The organism is Kitasatospora sp. NPDC051984, assembly GCF_044593455.1.
In the GTDB taxonomy this organism is placed as follows: domain Bacteria; phylum Actinomycetota; class Actinomycetes; order Streptomycetales; family Streptomycetaceae; genus Kitasatospora.
This window is the reverse complement of sequence record NZ_JBIUCB010000018.1, coordinates 87,617-106,651: the sequence shown is the minus strand read 5'-3', so window position 1 is coordinate 106,651 and position 19,035 is coordinate 87,617. Positions and strand designations below refer to the sequence as shown.

Here is a 19,035-nt window from a genome sequence, read left to right as displayed (position 1 = left end):
AAGCCCACGATGCCTGACACCGCCTCGTGGGCGGTGCGCCTGGGTGGGGACCAGTTCCTCACCCAGGCGCTCCACCGCTCCTACGCCGTCTTCCCCGCCACGGGGGCCGAGGCCGGCCCCCTCCTGTCCTGGGACGACCTGAACGCCATCCTGGCCAGCCATCGCATCGAGCCGCCCCGGCTGCGGCTCTCCCTGGACGGGCAGACCGTCCCCGTCGGCCGGTACTCGACCCCGGTCGCCAACCGGCGCGGGGTGAGCTGGCACCGGCTCCACCCCGCCGACTTCCACGCCCGACTTGCTGAGGGCGCCTCGCTGGTGCTGGACGCGATCGACGAGATCCACTCGCCGATCCGCGCCGCCGCAGTGGAGCTGGAGCGTTTCACCGGCACGCCGGTGCAGACCAACGCCTACGCCTCCTGGACCGCGCAGGAGGGCTTCGGCCGGCATTGGGACGACCACGACGTCGTCGTGGTCCAGCAGTACGGGGCGAAGCGCTGGCGCCTGTGGGAGCCGACCCGGACCGCGCCGACATTCCGCGACGTCGACTCCCCACCGGAGCCAGAAGGCGATCCGGTCGCGGACTTCGTCCTCCACCCGGGCGACGTCCTGTACCTGCCGCGCGGATGGTGGCACAGCGTCGCCGCCGACCAGGGAACGCCCTCTCTCCACCTCACCTTCGGACTCGTCGCCCAGACCGGCGCGACCCTCCTCGCATGGCTGGCGGACGAGCTGCACCGAAGCCCCGTCGTACGGGAGGACATCCCCGTACACGGCACGGCCGAGGAGCAGTCCACCTACCTCGCCACGCTCCGGGATGCTCTGCTCGCCGAACTCTCCGATCCCGACCTCGTCGGCCGCTGGGCGCGATCCACCGGCACCACCCACTTCGGGCGGCCAGCACCCTCGCTGCCCTACGTGGAATCCCTGCCTGCCGACAGCGGGCTCACCGTCCGGATCACTGCCCCGCGCGCCGAACTCACCCGCGACCCGGAGGCGGGGACGGTCACGCTGTCCGCAGCTGGCACCGACTGGGACTTCGTCGAACGAGCGGTCCCCGTCCTGGAGACCCTGCTGGCCGGCGGCTGCGCCAGCATCGGTCAGCTCGCCGACGACAGCGGCCTGGAGGTCCGGGATGTGGCCGACCTGCTGACCGAACTCGTCCGAGGCCAGGCCCTTGCCGTGGTCAAGGCGGCCGAGTGAGCCCCCAACTCGGCCTGGGCACCTACCGGGTGCGCGCCGTCGGTGACGCGGCGCGCACCGCCCTGTCGGCCGGTACGCCCTGGATCGACACCGCACCCAACTACGCTCACGGCCGAGCGCACCACGACCTCGCCCCGGTCCTCGCCGCACACCCGGCGGTGAAGGTGTCGACGAAGACCGGATTCGACCCGACCGGCCGCCACAGCCTCGCCCCCGAGGACATCCGTGCCCAGACCGAGCAGTCGCTCGCCGTTCTCGGCCGCGCCAACCTCGTCTTCGTCCACAACCCCGAGCGGCACGGTGTCGACAGACGCGAACTACACCGCGCCATCCGGGCGGCGTTCGCCGTGCTGGAGGAATTCGCGTACGCGGGACGTATCGGAGGCTACGGCGTCGCGACCTGGTCCGGCTTCACCGCAGGGGCGTTCACGGTCGCCGAACTGGCCGGCCTGGCCGGTGAGGCCGCCGGCTCGACGGGCCATCACCTCGCAGGGGTGCAGATGCCGGTCAGCCTCGTCATGGCCGATCCCCTCGCCCAAGCCCTCGACGGGAACGGCCCGCTCGTCCATGCGCGCGACGCGGGCATCACCACCTTCGCCTCCGCACCCCTGCACGGCGGTGAACTGCCCGCGCTGATGCCACCCGAACTGGTGAACTTCCTCCAGCCGGGATCGATCCCGCACGCCGTTGCGTTCCAAGTACTGGGCGCCTGCCCGGCGTTGGACATCGTCCTCACCTCGGCCAGCAACCGAGCACACTGGGACGAAGCTAGAGCGGCTCTCGCCCGGCCGATCCCGGAAGACCGACTCAGGACAGTGCTTGATGCCATTTCCACCGGATGACGCCACCCGGCACCAGTTGGAGCACGCGCACGCCAAGGCCGCCGCCTTCCTCGGCCTCGACTGCTCCGGCCCGCCAGTCTTCGGCACCTCCGGGGCGACCGTTGGCCGCCGCGCCGACCACCTGTGGCTGCGCGTCTCCGCCGGCCAGCGCCGCCACGCCCCCAGAGCCACCGGGCAAGGGCCCCTCGGCGCGGAGCAGCGCCTCCCGGATTCCGTCCCGCGTCCACGGTTGCACGAGACGGTCGACTGGACCGACGCCGATCGGTTCTATCAGGCCGAGGTGTTCGACGCCGTAGGTCCGGCGCTGTCGTCCACCCCGGACCTTCGAGGGGACCCCGGCCTGGGCGACGCTTGGTGGACCGGCCTGCAAGACGCCCTCGCCGGCATCGCCTCCGCGCCCGGGGAGAGAGCCACGCCCCGGGAGGGGTGGATCGCGGAGAACTTCCCCAAGTACCTCGGCATCCCGGCACCCGCAAGGATCGAGCGGGTCACCGGCCATGGAGACCTCCAGTGGGCGAACCTGACCGCACGACCGCTGATGATCCTGGACTGGGAACGCTGGGGCCTCGTCCCGGTCGGCTACGACCCCGCCATCCTGTGGGTGAGCAGCCTGCTCGTGCCCGCCGTCGCGGACCGTATCCGCCAGGAGTTCGCTGAAACCCTCGACACTCCGGCCGGACGCGTCGGGCAGCTCGTTGCGGTCGCGGAGATGCTCCAGGCCGTCGACCGCGGCCACTACACCGAACTGACACCCCACCTCGTCAACCAGGCAAGAGAGTTGACCGGAACTACTCCGCCCAACAGCGCTCGCTCGGACGGAGAGCGCGTCGTCTCGTAGCACCCCACTGCAAGCGCCGTGATGATGCTTGCTCTCGTAGAGAGGCATAGGAGTGGACCTACGAAATGAGTCGATCGACGCAGTCCTCGAAATCGTCGAACAACGCCTCGGCGCGGTCCTCGATCGGACGAGCCTCGTTTGCAAGCGCCGGACAGTCGGAGGGCCCACCGACCGATCGACCTGGGTCCGCATCGAGCGCCGCCCGTGGAGCAGAGCGCAAGAGCAGGGCTGGGACGGTATCGAGGCTGCGGCAGCGCTGAGCGGCGTGGCCATGCCCCGGTGGACAGGATCGATCGCCTGGCCTGAACTGGGCGACGGGGCGATCTGGCGAGCGGACGAGACCTTTCTCCTCCCGGCCGCACCGGTTGGCACCGCGATCATGGCCACCGACCCGGGCCTTCCCGACAGTTGGTGGGCCGCTCTGGGCACGTCCCTCGACGCGCTCGCGAAGCAGCACACCGTGCGGATGGCGACGCCGGACACCGTGGCGATCTCCCAACAGCACGTCGACGAGGTGATCCGCGCCGCATTCCCGTTCGCGGTGAACACGGAGGTGGCGTCCTGGCAGCCAGCGCACGCGGATCTGAACTGGGCGAACGTCACTGGTTCCGAGTTCTGCCTGTTCGACTGGGAGGACTGGGGCATGGCACCGCGGGGCTTGGACTCTGCGTCGCTGCTGGCCGCGTCTCTCGCCGTCCCGGCGCTCGCCGACCGCGTGCGACGCGAGCGCCGGGCGGACCTGGCGAGCCGGGACGGCAAGGTGATGCAACTGTTCGTGCTGGCCAGGATCGCCAGTCCGCACGCTCACCCGGCCGACCCGCGAGTCGAGCGTGCCCTGGCGGAGGCCATGCAGCTGGTTCACGACCTTCAACGGATATGAGCACCACCGTCTACAACGGGAGTTCCCTGCCATGTCGGAGATTGTGAAGCGGAGTGCGCGAGCGATCATCCTCGACGGCGACGAGCTGGTACTGATCAAGCGCACCAGACCGGGCCGCGAACTGTACTGGGTCACCGTCGTCGGCGGCGTCGAGCCCCAAGACGCGAGCGTGGAGGCCGCACTGCACCATGCTGTGCCCACGACGCCGACAAGCTCGACTGCCTGCTGCGCGCAGCCGAGTACCGGGCTGCGGGCATCCCGGCGGTCCAGGGACCGACCGCTGCCGCGTGGCCCTCACCACTACCTCGGCCCAGCGGATCGCGCTGACGCCGCGCTCGTGCTCGATCCCACCGACTGGCAGTCCGCGCCAGCCCTGAGGTAGTCGTGACCAGGCCCGTCCCGGACGGTCAGCGCTAGATCAGGTGTTCGTTGCGGAACACCGGCCAGGGCCGTCGGGAGGCGGCCGGGGCGTCCGCCAGGTGCCGAATGCCGGCCGCTCACGACTCGCTCGAAGACGTGCGAACGGGTGTCGAGGGCGGTGCTGGCGTGATCGCCATCGCCCTCCGGCACCACATCGGCCGCCCAACTCGCGGCAGCCAGCGCGAGCACAGTGCTCGACAACCTGCTCGACCCTCAAGCGATCTTCAGCGCCGTCGCCGAACTTACCTACCGCCGCACCTAGTCAGGCCGTGCAGTCGGCCAGCCGAGCGCGATATGGGTGCACGGGCGTGCGGTCGGCGAACTGGTGCCGTTCGCTCTCTTCACCGCTGGAACCGGTCATCTCCGATACCCGCGAGAAAGGCGTCGATCTCGGGCTGCGCAAAGATCAGGTGCTGGCGCTCCCCCTGGTCGCGCGGGTTGCAGAAGGCGGTGATCCCACGGGGCAGCACGGCCACGCCAATGCTCTCGGATCCACCGAACTTCCAATCGGCGCTGTCGAGTTGGCCTGTAAGCCAACCAGCGTGGAGATCGTTCTTCGTCGTTGCCGAGACAGCGTTCGAGTCAAGGGGGAGTGGCCTGTGGCAAAGCTCGGCCGCCGAGTTGACAACCTGTTCGAACCCCCGATCGGAGAGGATCAGAGGTTGCCGATCAGGGTTCACGGAATCGCGCACGGCCGTGATCTCGCATGCAAGTCGGGCGATCTCGACACAGTTCGTGCCGCCGGTGCTGGCGGACCGCCATTTGGCCCGGCTGAGCTGACGGGCCAGCCAGGTCGGGTCGACGTCGATACGGGTGGTGGGGGCGGGGGCGCTGTTGTGCAGGGTCATTCGTCGTATTCCTCAGCGAGTCGATCCAGGAAGGTGAGGGAGTCCTCGGGTGACAGGGCGCCGTCCATCATTTGCTTGCTGACGGACTTGTACTCTGCGACGACGTCGGCCTCGTGGATGTGGAGAGCCGCCCGCCTGCCTTCGATGGTGACGCTTCCGCGACCGGTCGGGAACTCCATCAACATGAACGGGCCGTCTATCCCCGGGTGCGCACCCGCCGCGAACGGAAGAACCAGGACCTTGATCTCGGGAACGGTCCTTGCCAGTCCTGCGAGGTGCTCGGCCTGCTGGCGCACACCGATGCGCCCACCTATCTCCTGCCGAAGCTGACCCTCGGTGAGGACCGAGGTGATCGTCGGCGGAGGCTGCCGGGAGAGGACGCGCTCGCGAAGTTCGGCCCGCATGCCGACGAACCGGTCGATGTCCGCCGGAGTGCTCCAACCGCGTCCGGCCTCGATGATCGCTCGCTCGACAAGGGGGCACTGGAGGAGGCCGTGCGGTGCGGTCGGCGACCAGAGAAAGGCCGATCTGGCGAGTTCGATGTCAGTGTAGTAGCTGCCGAAGGGGCCGCCCGCGGCACCCGGGAAGCGCTCACCGAAGTCGTCGCTGGCCGCGCTCACTACGAGTACCCGCCAGAACTCCCGCGCGGCCGGCTCGGTCACCTTGAGAACGTCGAGGAAGTGGGGGAGCTGCTGGAGTGTGATCCTCTGGTGGCCGGACTCGATCTTGTGGGCGGTGCTCGCCGACCCGTACCCAAGCTGTTTGGCAGCAGTGTCTAGATTCCATTTGAGTTCGACCCGGCGGTGGCGCACCTCGGCACCCAGCCTCTTCCGCCAGGGGTTGGGTTCTTCGGGCATCGTCACCTCCAAGTCAGATTGATCGTAGTGGCTCGGCCGCACAGAACCCACACAGCTTGGCGCGTAGGAAAATTTTTCCAATCGCGAAGTCTTGTCAGACTCCTGACGGCCAGTCATTATCGAGCATGCGCTCAGTGCTCATCGAGACACAGAGCGCGAAGGTTCGAGCGCGCCACCGTTCGGCATGCCCCCATCGTGAGCGCCGATTCCATCAACTCGCCCGTATTGCAGGCTGGTTGTCTCCGCTTGTTTCGGTGCCGGACGCAGTTCTTCGGCTTCACGTTGAAACACACCATCGACGCTCGACGCCCGTGATCGTCACACGGACGGCAGTGCCCAGACTGGGGCGCCGGGGCTTGAATACGACATCGGCTGAGCGCCTTCACGGCGCGGCCATCGACAGCAGGGAGAGCACCATGCACTTCCCGTACGAGGCTCAGGAACTCTTGCCGACCCTGGCGACGAGGTGGGAGCAGTATGTCAGCCGGCGCGACCGGCCCCGCGACCTGGAAGAGGGCCTGTGGAGGCGCACCCAGGACCCCCGCAACGCGGCGGAATCGGGTTGGGCCGGGCCGGAGGACGGCCGCCGCCGCATCCTCCACTACCGCTACCGCTACGACACCAAGCGGACCGGCGGCGGGACGGTGCTCACCGTCCCCGAGCTGTACGTCTTCCACAGCGCCTCGTACCCGGAAGCGGAGCTGGCGCACCACCTCGACCAGGTGCGCAAGGCGCTCGCACACGGAGGCTGGCAGCCGGGGCCGCAGGGCCTGTGGCGGCGTGAGGACCTGGAGTGCACGGTGGTGCCGAACCGCGTGCACCCGCAGGACGAACTTGCCGGGCGCACGCTCCCGGCCGGGTACGAGAGCCTGGACGTGACGATCACCTCCGCCGGGCACATACCCGCGCTCCACGACCAGAACATGCCGTGGAAGGTGATGGCGGCCGGCATGCGGATCAAGGAGGAGCGGGGCAACCCGACGCTGATCCCTGACCTGTCCCGGATCGCGGACTTCCTGCCGTTCCAGGTCGAGGTGGGGTGCGGCATGTCGGTGGAGGCCGGGGTGCCGCCGCTGCACCGGCTGCACGAGGTCTACCGGGTGACGGACATGACCGACCACCGGTTCGTGCTGTCGCCCGGGGAGGATACGTTCCTGCCGGAGATCCTCGGGGCGCCGGAGGCGAAGATGCCGGAGCTGACCGAGATGACCCGGGCGTGCCTCCAGGCGGAGCCGACCATCGGGCACCGGACTCTGCGCGGGCTGGCGGACGCCGGGCACCTGGTGGGGCCGGTGATCACCAACAACTTCGACGGCCTGATGGCCAGGGCTGGTCTGGACGAGCACTACGTCCGCCGCTACCACGAGCAGATCCCGGACGTCCCCTTCCTCCCGGGGGTGAAGTCGCTGCTGGTCATCGGCAGTCACGCCGACCGCCGCCGGGTGCAGGCCCGGGCCCGCGAGCGCGGCTTGAAGGTGTTCTTCCTGGACCGCGAGGGCTTCGAGGAGGGGTCGGTGTTCCGCCCGTACCTGGTTGAGGGCGCGCGGGACGAGGACTTCATGTGCCGCCGCGAGGCGACTCCCGCGCTGCTCGAACTCGCCGCCCACCTGAACGTCAAGGTGCCGGCCGCGGCCTGACCGCGTTCCCCGCGCGGTGGGGGGGGGGGGGCGCCCCCCCCCCCCCCCCCCCCCCCCCCCCCCCCCCCCCGAACTCCCGGAAGAGAGAAGGCCGATGAGCCCCAACGTCCCCGAGCTGATCTGGCACAACGGGAAGGTGCGGCCGTGGGAGGAAGCCACGGTCCACGTCACCGCCGAGACCGCGATGCGGGCGGTGAACGTCTTCGAGGGCCTGCGCGGCTACCGGCAGCCGGATGGCCGCCTCGCGCTCGTGCGGCTGGACGCGCACCTGGAGCGCCTGGAGGCCTCCGCCGCCCTGATGCACATCCCCCACCCCGGCCTTGCCGCAGAACTGCGGTACGGCATCAAGCAGTTGCTGGCCGCGCTCGACCCGCAGGGCGACGTGTACGTGCGCCCGTCGGTGTACGTGGACACCGGCCGCTACACCGCGGACCTCACGGAGATGACCACCGGCACGATCGTCGCGTGCTTTTCGGCACCGCCCCGGCCGGTGGGGCCGATGCGGTGCATCGTCAGCAGCCGGCAGCGGATCGCGGACGACGCGCTGCCGACCGCCGCGAAGACCGGCGCCGCGTACTCCGGGTTCCGCCTGGCCCGCCTGGAGGCGCTGGAGAAGGGGGCGGACGAGGCGATCCTGCTGAACCAGCACGGCCACGTCGCCGAGACCGGCGGCGCCGCGGTGTTCACGGTGCGCCACGGCCGGATCACCACGCCGCCGCTGACGGACGGCATCCTGCCCAGTATCACCCGCGCCACCGTGCTGGCCCTCGCGGAGCGCCTCGGCATCCCGGCCGCCGAGCAGTCCCTGACCCCGGGCGACCTGCACGGCGCCGACGAGGTCTTCGTCACCGGCACGCTGGACGAGGTCCGCATCGTCGGCGAGGTCGACGGCCACCGGCCCCGCCACGGTGACCACCCGATCGGCAGCGCGCTGCGCGAGGAGTACCTGGCGATGTGCGCCGGCACCCGGCCCGCGCTCGACGCCTCCTTCCTGGAGGTGCTCGCGTGACGGTCCGGAAGGCCGTGCTGTTCGACATCGGGATGACCTTCATCCACCCCAGCGGACAGGTGATGAGTGAGGAACTCGCCGCTGTCGGCGCACCCGATGTCGAGGCGAAGACTGCTGAAGCCGCGCTCGCCGCCGCCGCCGAGGCCCACCACCTTGACTTCCCGCAGGGACTGAGTCGGCCGGAGAAGGTCGGCGCGATGTGGGGGCAGCTGCTGGGCGTTGGAGCGGAGACCGGACGCCGAGCCTGGCGGCGCTGCACCAACCGCACCGACCTGTACCGGGACCTCGACCCGGACGCGGCGGCGGTGCTCGACGCGGTCCGGCGCCGGGGCCTGGCGGTGGCAGCGGTCTCCAACTCGGACGGCACCCTCGTGGAGGAACTGGCCGGCTTCGGCCTGCTCGACTTCTTCGACGTGGTCGTGGACTCCACCATCGCCGGAGTCGAGAAGCCCGATCCGCAGATCTTCGCCTCCGCTCTCGACCGGCTCGGCTGCGCGCCCGCGGGCGCTCTGTTCGTGGGGGACGGCCTGATCAACGACATCTTCGGCGCCTGGCGCGCCGGCATCACCGACACCGTTCTCTACGACCGCCACCGGGTGTACCGCGAATTGCCAGTGCCCGTGATCACCGCCCTGCCCCAGCTCCTGGACTACCTGCCCGCCGCCTGACCAACTCCCGACAGGAGAAGGAGGTACAGCATGCACGTCGGCCTGGTCACCACGACCTACCGCCCGCGCCGCGGCGGCCTGGAGACCCACGTCACCACCCTCGCCGAACAGCTCGCCAGGGCAGGCCACCAGGTCACCGTCCTGACCAACCGTGACTCTCCGGACCAGCCCGCCGACACCTGGGAGAACGGGGTGCGGGTGGTGCGCGGTGGCGCGCTGCTCCAGTCGGCCGACCCCAACGCGGTGCCATGGGAGCGCGGCCTGTTCGCCGCCCTGGACGACTTCGCCCCGCTCGCCGACGCACAGGTGGACGTCATCCACACCCACACCCAGGCCGCGCTACTGCTGACGACCATGTCGGGGCTCGCCGAGACGGTACCCGTCGTCGCGTCGTTCCACGAGACCCGGCCCGAGACGGAACCCGGAGGCTGGCCGCGCTGCCGCTTCGTCGCCCGGACGTGCACACCGACACTGGTGCTCGCCGGCAGCCGCGCCTTCGCCCGGCAGGCCGAGAGCTTCGGCTATCCGGCCGAGCGAATCCGCACCGTCCACCTCGGCGTTCACCACCGGCCGCGCGTCCACGACCGCCGGGCCGCCCGGGACTTCCTCGCGCAGGCCGCGGGCGTGCCCGGCGACGGCCTGCTGATCGTCCTCACCGGCCGCTACACCCCCCGTAAGGCGCAGCACCGGCTGCTGGACGCCTACGAGCTGATGGCCACCCGCGCCGACTGCCGGGTGGTCCTGCTCGGCTCCACCAACGGGGCCGACAACGCCTACCTCCAGTACTTGATCGAGCGGGCCGCGCAGCACGGCGACCGGGTCACGCTCCTGACCGACCAGGACGACGTGGTACGTGACCTGCTCGCCGAGGCCGCAGACCTGGTCACTCAGCCCAGCACCGCCGAAGGGCTGGGGCTCGCCGTCATCGAGTTCATGCAGCACAGAGTCCCGGCGGTCGTCAGCGACATCGACGGACTCAACGAGGTCGTCACCCGCGACGCCGGCCGCCTCGTCGACACCACCGACCCCGTCGCCTACGCCGCAGCGCTGGACGAACTCGCATCCTCCACCACCCTGCGGGCCCACACCGGTCGGGCCGCCGCCGACCGCTCCACCCGGTACTTCGGCATCACCCGCAGCGTCGCCAACACCACCTCCGCGTACATCGAGGCGATCAACGCCTCCCGCCCCCTGGGAGCGGCCCGTGTCTGAGCAGCTGCCCACCCTTGGCGTCTGGGGCCCCGGCGAGCGCGACAAGAGCGGAGTCGCCAGGTACATCACCCAGTCCCTGCCCCACCTCGCTCCGCACTTCACCACCCGCCGGATCGCCGGGCCCGGCGTCGACCCGGCCGCCTTCGACCACGTCCTGTACCACCTGGGCAACAACGCCCTCCACCACAGCGCCTTCCGCGCGCTGGCCGCCCGGCCCGGCACGGTCCTGCTCCACGAATACAACAACCTCAACTACTACTACGAGGCGTGGAACCAGCTGCCCGCCGCCGAGCAGCAGGCCGTCCTGGCCCGGGTCTCCGCCGTGGTCGGCACCCGCCTGGACACCAGGGCCGCCATGGAGCGGTACTTCGCCGACCACCCGCACGTCGATCGCTACAGCCTCAACGCCCGCATTGAGGACCGGGCGATCGAAGCGGCCACCCGCGTCCTGGTCCACTCCCCGCTGCTGGCCGAGCACCTCGCCGACCGCCACCCGGCCGCAGACATCCGCCATCTGCCCTTCCCGGTCCGCCCGCTCACCCCCGTGGCCGACACCCGGGCCCGCCACGGCCTGCCCGCGCGCGCGTTCGTCTTCGCCACCTTCGGATTCCTCGGCGCCTACAAGCGCGTCCCCGTCATCCTCGACGCCTGGCGGAACTGGACCGATCGCCCCGCCGACGCCCTGCTCCTGCTCGCCGGGGAGTCCCGCGACGGCCTCACCGTCCCGGACGACACCACCGTCCGCCACACCGGGTACCTCACCGACGCAGAGTTCGACGCCCTGCTGCTCGCCGCGGACTGCGGCATCCAGCTGCGCGGCCCCTGGCTGGGCGAGACCTCCGGACCGGCCAGCGCACTGATCGCACACCGGCGGCCGACGATCCTCAGCGACATCCCCGGGATGCACCCGCGCCGCCTCGAGGAGATCCATCTGACCGTCGGCCAAGGCGACAGCGAGCGCGCCGACCTGGTCGCCGCGATGCGCACCCAGTACCACCGGCATTGCACCCCGGCCGCCTACGACCCCGCGTTCTCCTGGCCCGTGTGGGGCGAGCACATTGCGGCCGCGCTGACGGGAGATCCGCGATGACGCTCCTGAGCGGGTCCGCGTACTGGTCGCGCAGCCTGGTCGCCGCCGTGGACCAGGCCGCCGCCCGGCTCCTGAGCACCTGGCCGGGCGCCCACCCGGCCGGCCCGGAGGACGTCCGCCGCAAGGCGGACGGCACGCTCGTCTCCGCCGCCGACACCGACGCCGAACAGATCCTCGTCAAGGCGATCACCCACCTCGACCCCACCGGAGTGATCGTCACCGAGGAAGATCCCTCCACCCACCACGTCAGGGCAAACCACCGCGCGCTGACCTGGTACATCGACCCGCTCGACGGCACCCGCCAGTACCTCGACGGCTCCGACGACTTCGCCGTCCTCGTCAGTGCCTGGCGTGGTCAGGTGCCGGAGTTCTCCATCGTCTCCTTCCCCGCCGCGGGCGTCCTCGCCGTCGCCGACCGCGACCAGGCGACGTTCATGCCCATCGCCCGGCCGGACGACCACCGCCCCGTCCACGCCTGCTACTTCGAGCCGGCCGGACTGCGCGAGCGGCTGCCCGACGGGAACCCGCTGCTGGTCGACGCCTTCGAGTCCACCCGGGCCCTCACCGAAGTGGCCAGGGGCACCGCCGCCGGAGCCGTCGCGGAGATGTGCGGCCACCGGGCCTGGGACATCTCCGCGCTGTGCCACCTGATCACCGCCACCGGCCGCCACATCACCGACGAACACGGCCGGCCGGTCCGCCTCGACGGCCCCGACGTCACCGCCCGCTACCTCGTCGCCGCCGACACCCGCGACCTCCACACCCTCCTGCTGACCACCCTGGAGCCCATGCCGTGAACGACACCGCCCTCGTGACCGCCCCCGACGACTGGGCCGACCGCTTCTTCGGCACCGGCTTCGAGGAGACCTTCCGCGCCCTCGGCAAGTACGACAGCACCGAAGCCGACCTCGCCGCCCTGTGTGCGAAGGAGTTCATGGCTCCCGGCACCCGGGTCCTCGACGTCCCCTGCGGATTCGGCCGGCACACCGGCCCCCTCACCGCCCGCGGACTCCACGTCACCGGCATCGACGCCTCGCCCCACCAGATCACCCGCGCCCGCGCCCTCCACCACGGCGCCGACTTCCACCAGGCCGACATGCGAAACCCCCCGCCCGGCGAGTTCGACGTCGTCCTCAACCTGTGGACCAGCTTCGGCTACCTCGATACCGACGCCGACGACCTCGCCGCCCTCACCGCCTGGGCACGAGCCCTCAGGCCCGGTGGCCACCTCGTCATGGAACTGACCACCCGCGAGCGCGCCGAGCACGAGAACCGCCGCGACGCGGAACCGATCAGCACCAAAACCGTTACGCAGGGCGGAGTCACCGAGAGCGCCTGGTACGACTGGGAGGCCAAGTACGCCCACGTCACCTACACCCGGCCCGGCTGGTCCGCGACCTGCCGCACCCGCATGTACTCCCGACCCGAACTCACCGACGCCCTGCACCAGGCCGGCTTCGCCATCGTCTCCTTCGCCGGGGACTTCACCGGCGGCCCCGTCCGGCCCGAGAACCGCACCGTCGTCACCGCCATCACCCGGAGCACACCGTGATCACCCGCCGAGACGCCAGCAGCATCACCGCCGACGCCGAGAGCCAGCTCCTCGCCGCCCAGGGACTCACCCCCGCCGACCTGATCGCCGCCGGCACCGAGGCCCGCGTCTACGCCCTCGGCCACGACCAGGTCCTCAAGATCTACGCCGACCCCGACCAGCTCTCCGCGCTGGAGACCATCGCCGACCTCTACCGGCGCTTCGACCGCGCCACCGTCCCCTTTGCCCTGCCCGAGATCCAGAGCATCGAGCCCCACGGCTCCCTGCTGGCCGTCACCGAGACCCGCCTGCCCGGCACCCCGATGGGCGCCGCCCTCGACCTCACCGACCCGGCCACCGAACACGCCTACCTGGCCGCCGTCCGCGACTTCACCGGCCTGCGCCTGACCACCCCGCTCGACCGGCGGATGCTCCTCGACGCCGACCCGGCGCACCAGGTCGAGGACTGGCACACCTTCCTCCTCCGCCTTCTCGCGCAGAAGCTCCCCAAGGTGCTGCCCCACCTGCGGCTCGACGTCCCCGCCGCCGACAGCATCACCGACCGGCTCACCGCGCGGCTCGCCCGCACCTACACCGGGCCCGACGGTGTCATCCACGGAGACCTCTACCCGGACAACATCCTCGTCGCCGACGGCAAGGTTTCCGGCGTCATCGACTTCGGCACCTTCACCCTGTTCGGAGACCCGCTCTACGACCTGGCCGGCGCCTGCGCCTACTACCGGATGTACGACGAAGACCGCGTCGACGTCCGCAACCGGCTCCTCGCCGCCGCCGCCCAGGACCTCCCCGCAGAGCGACGCGACGACCTCGCCGACTACCTGCACGTGATCGCCCTGCTCAGCTGCGACCTCTACCCCGAGCAGGAAAAGGACATCCGCGAAACCGGCCACTACCAGTGGGCCGCCGATGTCCTCAACACCCCGACGGACTGGAGGAACTGATGGAGAGCTTCCTGCCCCATCCCGACCCGGAGCGCAGCAACTGGCTCCCGCCGGAGGAGTTCATCGCCGCCCTTCCCCGCGCGACCGCGTACGCCTCGCTGTACATCACTGACCAACACGGGCAACCGGTGCTGCTCAACTCCTCGGTGTACAAGCCGGACAAGGGCCAGATCTGGCAGTTCCCCGGCGGACAGATGGACGCGGGCGAAAGCCCGACAGAGGCGGCGATCCGCGAGACCCGACAGGAGACCGGCCTCACGCTGACGTGCGGTCGATTGCTGGCCGTCCACTTCCTTCCGCCCGAACAGACCTGGCCGGCGAACAAGTTCGGCCTGATCTTCGACGGGGGACCGCTCAGCCCCGAGCAACTGGCGTCAATCCAACTGGACCCGGCCGAGCACAGCGCGTGGGACGCCCGCACAGTCGAGCAGTGGGGCGACGTTCTCAACCCCCGGAGCCTGGACCGGCTCCAACAGGTCGCGAAAGCCGCGAAGACGGGGTCCACGGCATACATCGAGCATCTCGGGACCAGCTTCAACGATTGCGTCTGAGGGGAGGCGACTCGTCAGGGACCGCGGCACGACCTGGCCGTGGTCCTCCGGCGACAGCGCCATCGCCACCTGCGGCGTCATCGGAGGCGACCCGCGCAAGACCACCGCAGACGCCGGCCGAGCCATCCTCCACGGCGCCCTCGACGCGGCCGGACCCGTCCTCGCGCACCTCACCAACCACCACCAGCCGTAGCTCGACGCCCACTTGGAGCCGATCACGGCCCTTACCGCCGCAGAGAAGCAGGCCTCCATGCGCGACGGCCTGCTCGTCAGGCGCGGCGCCGTCGCCGCCGACCAGGTCGCCCGCGCTCGCGACCTGGTCACCAGCTGGTACCGCGAGTCGATGAACCCCGACCTCATCAACTCCTACACCCAGCGGACGTTCGCCCCGGAACTCGGAGGCCACCCCGACCTGCTCGCACTCTTCGCCGACTCCATCGCCGCCGAACTCGCCAAGGACCTGCTCGGCGACATCCGGCCCGTCTCCACCGTGCAGCTCCAGATCCGTATCCCCGACGGCCAGTTCGAACAGGCCCAGCCGGAGAAGACGCTGCACGTGGACGGCGTCGCCTGCCCGCACCTCGACCCCGAGGAACTGCGGACCTTCTCCCTGCTCGTCGGCGTGGTGCTGTCCGACATCACCAATCCGGAGGGCGGCGCACTGCGCACTGCGCTACCAGCCGGGCGGGCACCTGGCCATGGCCGAGTGGTTCACGAACGGGCGGTCAGCGCCGCGCTCGGCCGCCCCCTGCCGTAAGCCGGACAACCAAGATCGGGGCGGTACAACAGGTTGCGGGCTGCAGACGTCACCCGCGTACGTGGAGCCTGTTCGCATAACGTGATCAAGGTCGCTCGGTGCGGGCTTCACTTGCGGTGGCTTCCTGGCTATGGTCCGTCGTCCCTCGGTTGGGACTGGCCCAGTCGAGGTGTCGAGGAGGTCCTCCCTGCGTATCCACCGCAGCTCGCACCCGTCCAGTTTCGTGATCATCCCGAACGCCTTGGCGCAGAACCGCGCGATGAGCTACACCGCCCGCGGATTGCTGGTGGACCTTCTCTCCCGTCCGGATGACTGGCGCGAGACGTGCCGGCAGATGGCGGACTCCAGTCCGCAGGGTCGCAAGGCCCTGGCGGCGGCGCTGGACGAACTGCGAGTGTGGGGGTACTACCGGGTGGAGGTGGTCCGCCTGCCGAAGGGCCGGTTGCGCTCGGAGGCGCACGTCTTCGATCGCCCGCAGACGGAGCTGCTGACGGGTGCCACTGCGCCGGGCTCCGGTGAACCGGACTGCGGTGATCGTGGCGCCCTTCCAAAGGACCTGGTCAAAGTACCCTCCCTCCCCCGTGAGGAGGATACGGAGCCGCTCGCCGGGGCGGCCCCGGCCGACGAGGGGGCGTGGCGGGAGGAGCCTGCTCCCGAAGAGACGCCTCGACCGAGTCGTACGGCTCCGGTCAACCCGGAGGACCTGGATGCGGAGTCGCTTGCGGCGGTGAATGCGCTGCTGAGAGCGGTCCGCCCGGAGCGGAGGCTGCCGCTGGGTGTGGCGGAGGCGGCGGCGCTCGCCCCGCTGGTGCGGGAGTGGATGGAGCGGGGGGCCTCGCAGGACGAGCTGCGGCAGGCGCTGCTGACCGGGTTGCCCGAGGTGGTGCACTCCCCGGTGGCGGTGCTGCGCTCGCGGCTGGAGCGGAAGAAGCCTGCGGAGCGGGCGGTCGCGCCGAAGCGGCAGCCGGCGGAGTGCGAGCAGTGCCGCGACCCGCTGCCCGAGCCGGGGCTGTGCGCGGGCTGTCGAGGGACGGGGCGGGCGGGCAGCGCGGCGGATCGCGGAGTCCAGGTGACCGCTCGCGGCATCGCCAAGGTTCGGGCTGCGATGGCGAGTTCGCGGCGGTGAGGCGCGCGGTGAGCCCGTGGCCGACGGGGTGGCCCTGGCGGACCGGACGGCGGTGATCAGGCGGCTGTCGGCCTCGTGTGGCCGCTGTGGCACACGGACGGGCTTGCCAGCGGATGGTGCTGCCCGGCAGAACCGGGCAGCACCACTGATGGCTACAGCTGGACGGGCAGTGCCTCCAGCCCCCGGACGAGCCTGGAGTGCCGCCACGCCAACTGGGCAGCAGGTTCCGTCAGTTGCAGGCCGGGGAAGCGATCAAGCAGCAGGAGCAGGACGGTCTCGATCTCGGCCTGAGCCAGCGGCGCGCCGAGGCAGCGGTGGATGCCGTGACCGAAGGCCAGGTGCGACCCGGCGTCGGGCCGGTCGAGGTCGAGGCGGTCCGGGTCGGTAAAACGGTCCGGGTCGCGGTTGGCGGCGCCGGGGCTGACGAAGACCGGGCTGCCCGCTGGCACCTCCGCCTCGCCGAGCCGGGTGGCCTTCGGCGCCCACCGCCAGGTGGCGATGCTGACCGGGGAGTCGTAGCGCAGCAGCTCGTCGACCGCCGCCGGGATCCGACCGGGGTCGGAGCGCAGCAACGCGAGCTGGTCGGGGTGCTGGAGCAGGGCCAGGACGCTGTTGCCGATCGCGGCGGTGGTCGTCTCGTGCCCAGCTACCAGGAGCAGCACCGCGAGCGAGACCAGCTCCAGTTCGCTGAGCCCGTCGCCGTCCTCGCCGCGAGCGGACACCAGGGCGGACAGCAGGGCCTCGTCGGGATCCGTCCGCTTGGCCGCCGCGAGGGCGGCCATGTACTCGGCCAGGGCGTGGGACGCGGCATCGATCCGCTCGTGGTCGCCGGTGGCGAGCAGGTCCAACGACCAGCGGCGGACCCTGTCGTGGTCGGCGGCGGGGACACCGAGGAGTCGGCAGATCACGGTGATCGGCAACGGCACGGCCAGACCCTCCATCAGGTCCACCCGGTCGCCGGGGGACCAGCCGTCGACCAGTTCCTCGGCGAGAGTGCGCACCGCTGGGCGCAACTGCTGGACGCGGGCCGGGGTGAATGCTCTGGTGACCAGGCGGCGCAGGCGCGTGTGGTCGGGTGGGTCGCTGTTGAGCATGGTGCTGGCCAGCGCCGGGTGCAGAGCGCGGCCAGAGGGACGGTCAGCGAAGAACGCGTTGGTGTCCTTCGACAGCTGAAGGTCTGCGAGCGCGGCCCGGGCCTGGTCGTAGCTGGTGACCACGGTCGCGGTGCCGGAGCTGCCGCCCATGGGCACCCGGGCGACGGGGCACCGCTGCCGCAAGGCGGCGTAGACGGGGTAGCGGTCGCGGTAGAAGGCGGGGTCGGAGAAGGGGCTGGCCATGAGTGCTCGCTCCTATGCCGCGTCCTGCGCGGGGGGCTGGTGCGCTGCGGCGACGCGGCGGACGATCTTGCTTCCGGTGTACTGCTCCGCCACCAACCGTAGCCAGACGGCCTCCTTCTCCAGATCCGCCTCGCGGGCGGAGCCGTGGTCGGCCAAGGGCGCGGGGTCTCGCTGGGCACGCGCTCTCCAGCGGGCGGCCTGGATGGCGCCCGCGACGACGGCCGCTTCGACCACGGCGTCCGCCTCGGTGCCGGTGAGGCCGTCGGCGGCCACGGCTTCCTCGGCGGCCTGCTGGACTGCTCGGGAGCGGTGCCCCTCAAGGCTGAGGATGCCGTCGGCGATTTCGACGGTGCGGCGGTGCAGCACGAGGCCGGAATCCGCGTCGCCGCCGAGGGTGTTCAGCACGACGTCGGGATCCACAGAGGTGATGTCCTGCCACAGCGGAGCCATGATCTCGGCGGTCTGCCGCTGCCAGGCGGTGAGCCTGCGTTTGGTCAGCGGCCACAGCATCGCGGGCACGGTGAGCCCGGCGGTGATCAGCAGTACGCCGGTCAGCGGGGCCGTGAAGGAGAAAGCACAGCGGTACGGCGTCACCAGGGAGGTGCACCGTGGGCCGCCGGGGAACAGCTCGACGTGCGCCAGGCTGGAGGCGGAGTTGACGACCTTGTAGAGCAGGTAGAGCAGGACGAAGACGCACCCGCCGGTGACGGCCTTGAGGCCCATCTTGTGGACTCGCCAGTCGGTTTCGGTGCTGCGTCGCCACGTCTGCGTGAGGGCGTCGTAGGTGGCGTGCCCCATGAAGGCGACGTAGGCGATGGTGTAGATGGTGAGCGTGGCGGGGGCCTGCCCCCAGTGGGTGTTGGTGAAGGGGCTGCTCCATCGCCGGTCGGCGGGGGTGGCGAAGAACGCGACGCTCATCACGGCGACGGTCAGGGCCAGTAGCCGCAGGCGGGGCCGCAGTTTGGCACGGGCCGGCGCGGGGTCGTGGTTGAGAGCGAAGAGGAAGCCGACGACGGCGAGGCTCGCGCCCAGCATCAGCACATTGCTGATGAGCTTGGCGAGGTCGCGGGTTACGAGGTCGGCAGCGTCCTGCACCGCGGGGTTGAAGCCGATGATGGCGACGGCCCAGGCGACGAGCAGTACAGCGGTTGAGGCGGCGTTGGATGGTCTGGGCGCCCCGTCGGGGCGGGGGCGCATCCAGAAGGCAGCAGCCGCGAGCAGGAGGGCGGGCAGGCCGAAGGTGATGAGGGTGATCACGGTGGCGCTGTTC

19 protein-coding genes and 1 pseudogene are annotated in these 19,035 nt (G+C 70.8%); 16 read left to right on the top strand and 4 right to left on the bottom strand.

Annotation, left to right across the window (positions count from 1 at the left end):
• Nucleotides 1–9 precede the first annotated feature (9 nt).
• From ACIHEI_RS28375 to ACIHEI_RS28355, 5 genes and pseudogenes are all read left to right on the top strand, one after another.
• Nucleotides 10–1,200, top strand: a complete 1,191-nt coding sequence (locus ACIHEI_RS28375; protein WP_396608632.1) for a cupin domain-containing protein — start codon at nt 10–12, stop codon at nt 1,198–1,200.
• Nucleotides 1,197–2,042, top strand: coding sequence for an aldo/keto reductase (locus tag ACIHEI_RS28370; RefSeq protein ID WP_396608631.1), 846 nt, complete (start codon nt 1,197–1,199; stop codon nt 2,040–2,042). The genes ACIHEI_RS28375 and ACIHEI_RS28370 overlap by 4 nt, the downstream gene beginning before the upstream one ends.
• On the top strand, nt 2,023–2,880 hold the full coding sequence (locus ACIHEI_RS28365; RefSeq protein ID WP_396608630.1) for a hypothetical protein: 858 nt from the start codon (nt 2,023–2,025) through the stop codon (nt 2,878–2,880). The genes ACIHEI_RS28370 and ACIHEI_RS28365 overlap by 20 nt, the downstream gene beginning before the upstream one ends.
• A 52-nt stretch (nt 2,881–2,932) precedes the next feature.
• Entirely contained in the window at nt 2,933–3,760 is an 828-nt protein-coding gene (locus ACIHEI_RS28360) for a hypothetical protein (protein ID WP_396608629.1), read from the top strand.
• A gap of 31 nt (nt 3,761–3,791) precedes the next feature.
• A pseudogene (locus tag ACIHEI_RS28355) lies at nt 3,792–3,956 on the top strand (NUDIX domain-containing protein); the annotation flags it as partial.
• A gap of 565 nt (nt 3,957–4,521) precedes the next feature.
• Here ACIHEI_RS28355 and ACIHEI_RS28350 read toward each other — a convergent pair.
• Both ACIHEI_RS28350 and ACIHEI_RS28345 read right to left on the bottom strand, forming a co-directional pair.
• Nucleotides 4,522–5,028: a DUF397 domain-containing protein gene (locus ACIHEI_RS28350; protein ID WP_396608628.1), complete on the bottom strand. Its 507-nt coding sequence runs from the start codon at nt 5,026–5,028 to the stop codon at nt 4,522–4,524.
• Complete coding sequence (locus ACIHEI_RS28345; RefSeq protein ID WP_396608627.1) at nt 5,025–5,885, bottom strand: helix-turn-helix domain-containing protein; 861 nt, start codon at nt 5,883–5,885, stop codon at nt 5,025–5,027. The genes ACIHEI_RS28350 and ACIHEI_RS28345 overlap by 4 nt, the downstream gene beginning before the upstream one ends.
• Nucleotides 5,886–6,301: 416 nt before the next feature.
• Between ACIHEI_RS28345 and ACIHEI_RS28340 the strand changes: the two genes are divergently transcribed.
• From ACIHEI_RS28340 to ACIHEI_RS28290, 11 genes are all read left to right on the top strand, one after another.
• Nucleotides 6,302–7,522, top strand: coding sequence for a hypothetical protein (locus ACIHEI_RS28340; protein ID WP_396608626.1), 1,221 nt, complete (start codon nt 6,302–6,304; stop codon nt 7,520–7,522).
• Between the two features lie 94 nt (nt 7,523–7,616).
• The gene (locus ACIHEI_RS28335) at nt 7,617–8,531 is read left to right on the top strand and encodes an aminotransferase class IV (RefSeq protein WP_396608625.1); all 915 of its coding nucleotides are present in this window, start codon (nt 7,617–7,619) and stop codon (nt 8,529–8,531) included.
• The gene (locus ACIHEI_RS28330) at nt 8,528–9,199 is read left to right on the top strand and encodes an HAD family hydrolase (RefSeq protein WP_396608624.1); all 672 of its coding nucleotides are present in this window, start codon (nt 8,528–8,530) and stop codon (nt 9,197–9,199) included. Before ACIHEI_RS28335 ends, ACIHEI_RS28330 begins: the two co-directional genes overlap by 4 nt.
• A 30-nt stretch (nt 9,200–9,229) precedes the next feature.
• Complete coding sequence (locus ACIHEI_RS28325; RefSeq protein WP_396608623.1) at nt 9,230–10,411, top strand: glycosyltransferase family 4 protein; 1,182 nt, start codon at nt 9,230–9,232, stop codon at nt 10,409–10,411.
• Nucleotides 10,404–11,501 (top strand): hypothetical protein, encoded by a 1,098-nt coding sequence (locus tag ACIHEI_RS28320; protein ID WP_396608622.1) that lies wholly within the window; start codon nt 10,404–10,406, stop codon nt 11,499–11,501. Before ACIHEI_RS28325 ends, ACIHEI_RS28320 begins: the two co-directional genes overlap by 8 nt.
• Complete coding sequence (locus ACIHEI_RS28315) at nt 11,498–12,298, top strand: inositol monophosphatase family protein (protein ID WP_396608621.1); 801 nt, start codon at nt 11,498–11,500, stop codon at nt 12,296–12,298. The genes ACIHEI_RS28320 and ACIHEI_RS28315 overlap by 4 nt, the downstream gene beginning before the upstream one ends.
• Nucleotides 12,295–13,053: a class I SAM-dependent methyltransferase gene (locus ACIHEI_RS28310; RefSeq protein WP_396608620.1), complete on the top strand. Its 759-nt coding sequence runs from the start codon at nt 12,295–12,297 to the stop codon at nt 13,051–13,053. Before ACIHEI_RS28315 ends, ACIHEI_RS28310 begins: the two co-directional genes overlap by 4 nt.
• Nucleotides 13,050–13,994, top strand: a complete 945-nt coding sequence (locus ACIHEI_RS28305) for a phosphotransferase family protein (protein WP_396608619.1) — start codon at nt 13,050–13,052, stop codon at nt 13,992–13,994. The genes ACIHEI_RS28310 and ACIHEI_RS28305 overlap by 4 nt, the downstream gene beginning before the upstream one ends.
• Nucleotides 13,994–14,545 (top strand): NUDIX domain-containing protein, encoded by a 552-nt coding sequence (locus ACIHEI_RS28300; protein ID WP_396608618.1) that lies wholly within the window; start codon nt 13,994–13,996, stop codon nt 14,543–14,545. Before ACIHEI_RS28305 ends, ACIHEI_RS28300 begins: the two co-directional genes overlap by 1 nt.
• 250 nt (nt 14,546–14,795) lie before the next feature.
• The gene (locus ACIHEI_RS28295) at nt 14,796–15,302 is read left to right on the top strand and encodes a hypothetical protein (protein ID WP_396608617.1); all 507 of its coding nucleotides are present in this window, start codon (nt 14,796–14,798) and stop codon (nt 15,300–15,302) included.
• Between the two features lie 259 nt (nt 15,303–15,561).
• Nucleotides 15,562–16,428: a hypothetical protein gene (locus tag ACIHEI_RS28290; RefSeq protein WP_396608616.1), complete on the top strand. Its 867-nt coding sequence runs from the start codon at nt 15,562–15,564 to the stop codon at nt 16,426–16,428.
• A gap of 152 nt (nt 16,429–16,580) precedes the next feature.
• On the opposite strand, the gene ACIHEI_RS28285 is transcribed toward ACIHEI_RS28290, so the two are convergent.
• Complete coding sequence (locus ACIHEI_RS28285; protein ID WP_396608615.1) at nt 16,581–17,765, bottom strand: cytochrome P450; 1,185 nt, start codon at nt 17,763–17,765, stop codon at nt 16,581–16,583.
• 12 nt (nt 17,766–17,777) lie between these two features.
• Entirely contained in the window at nt 17,778–19,022 is a 1,245-nt protein-coding gene (locus ACIHEI_RS28280; RefSeq protein ID WP_396608614.1) for an MAB_1171c family putative transporter, read from the bottom strand.
• Nucleotides 19,023–19,035: the final 13 nt, after the last annotated feature.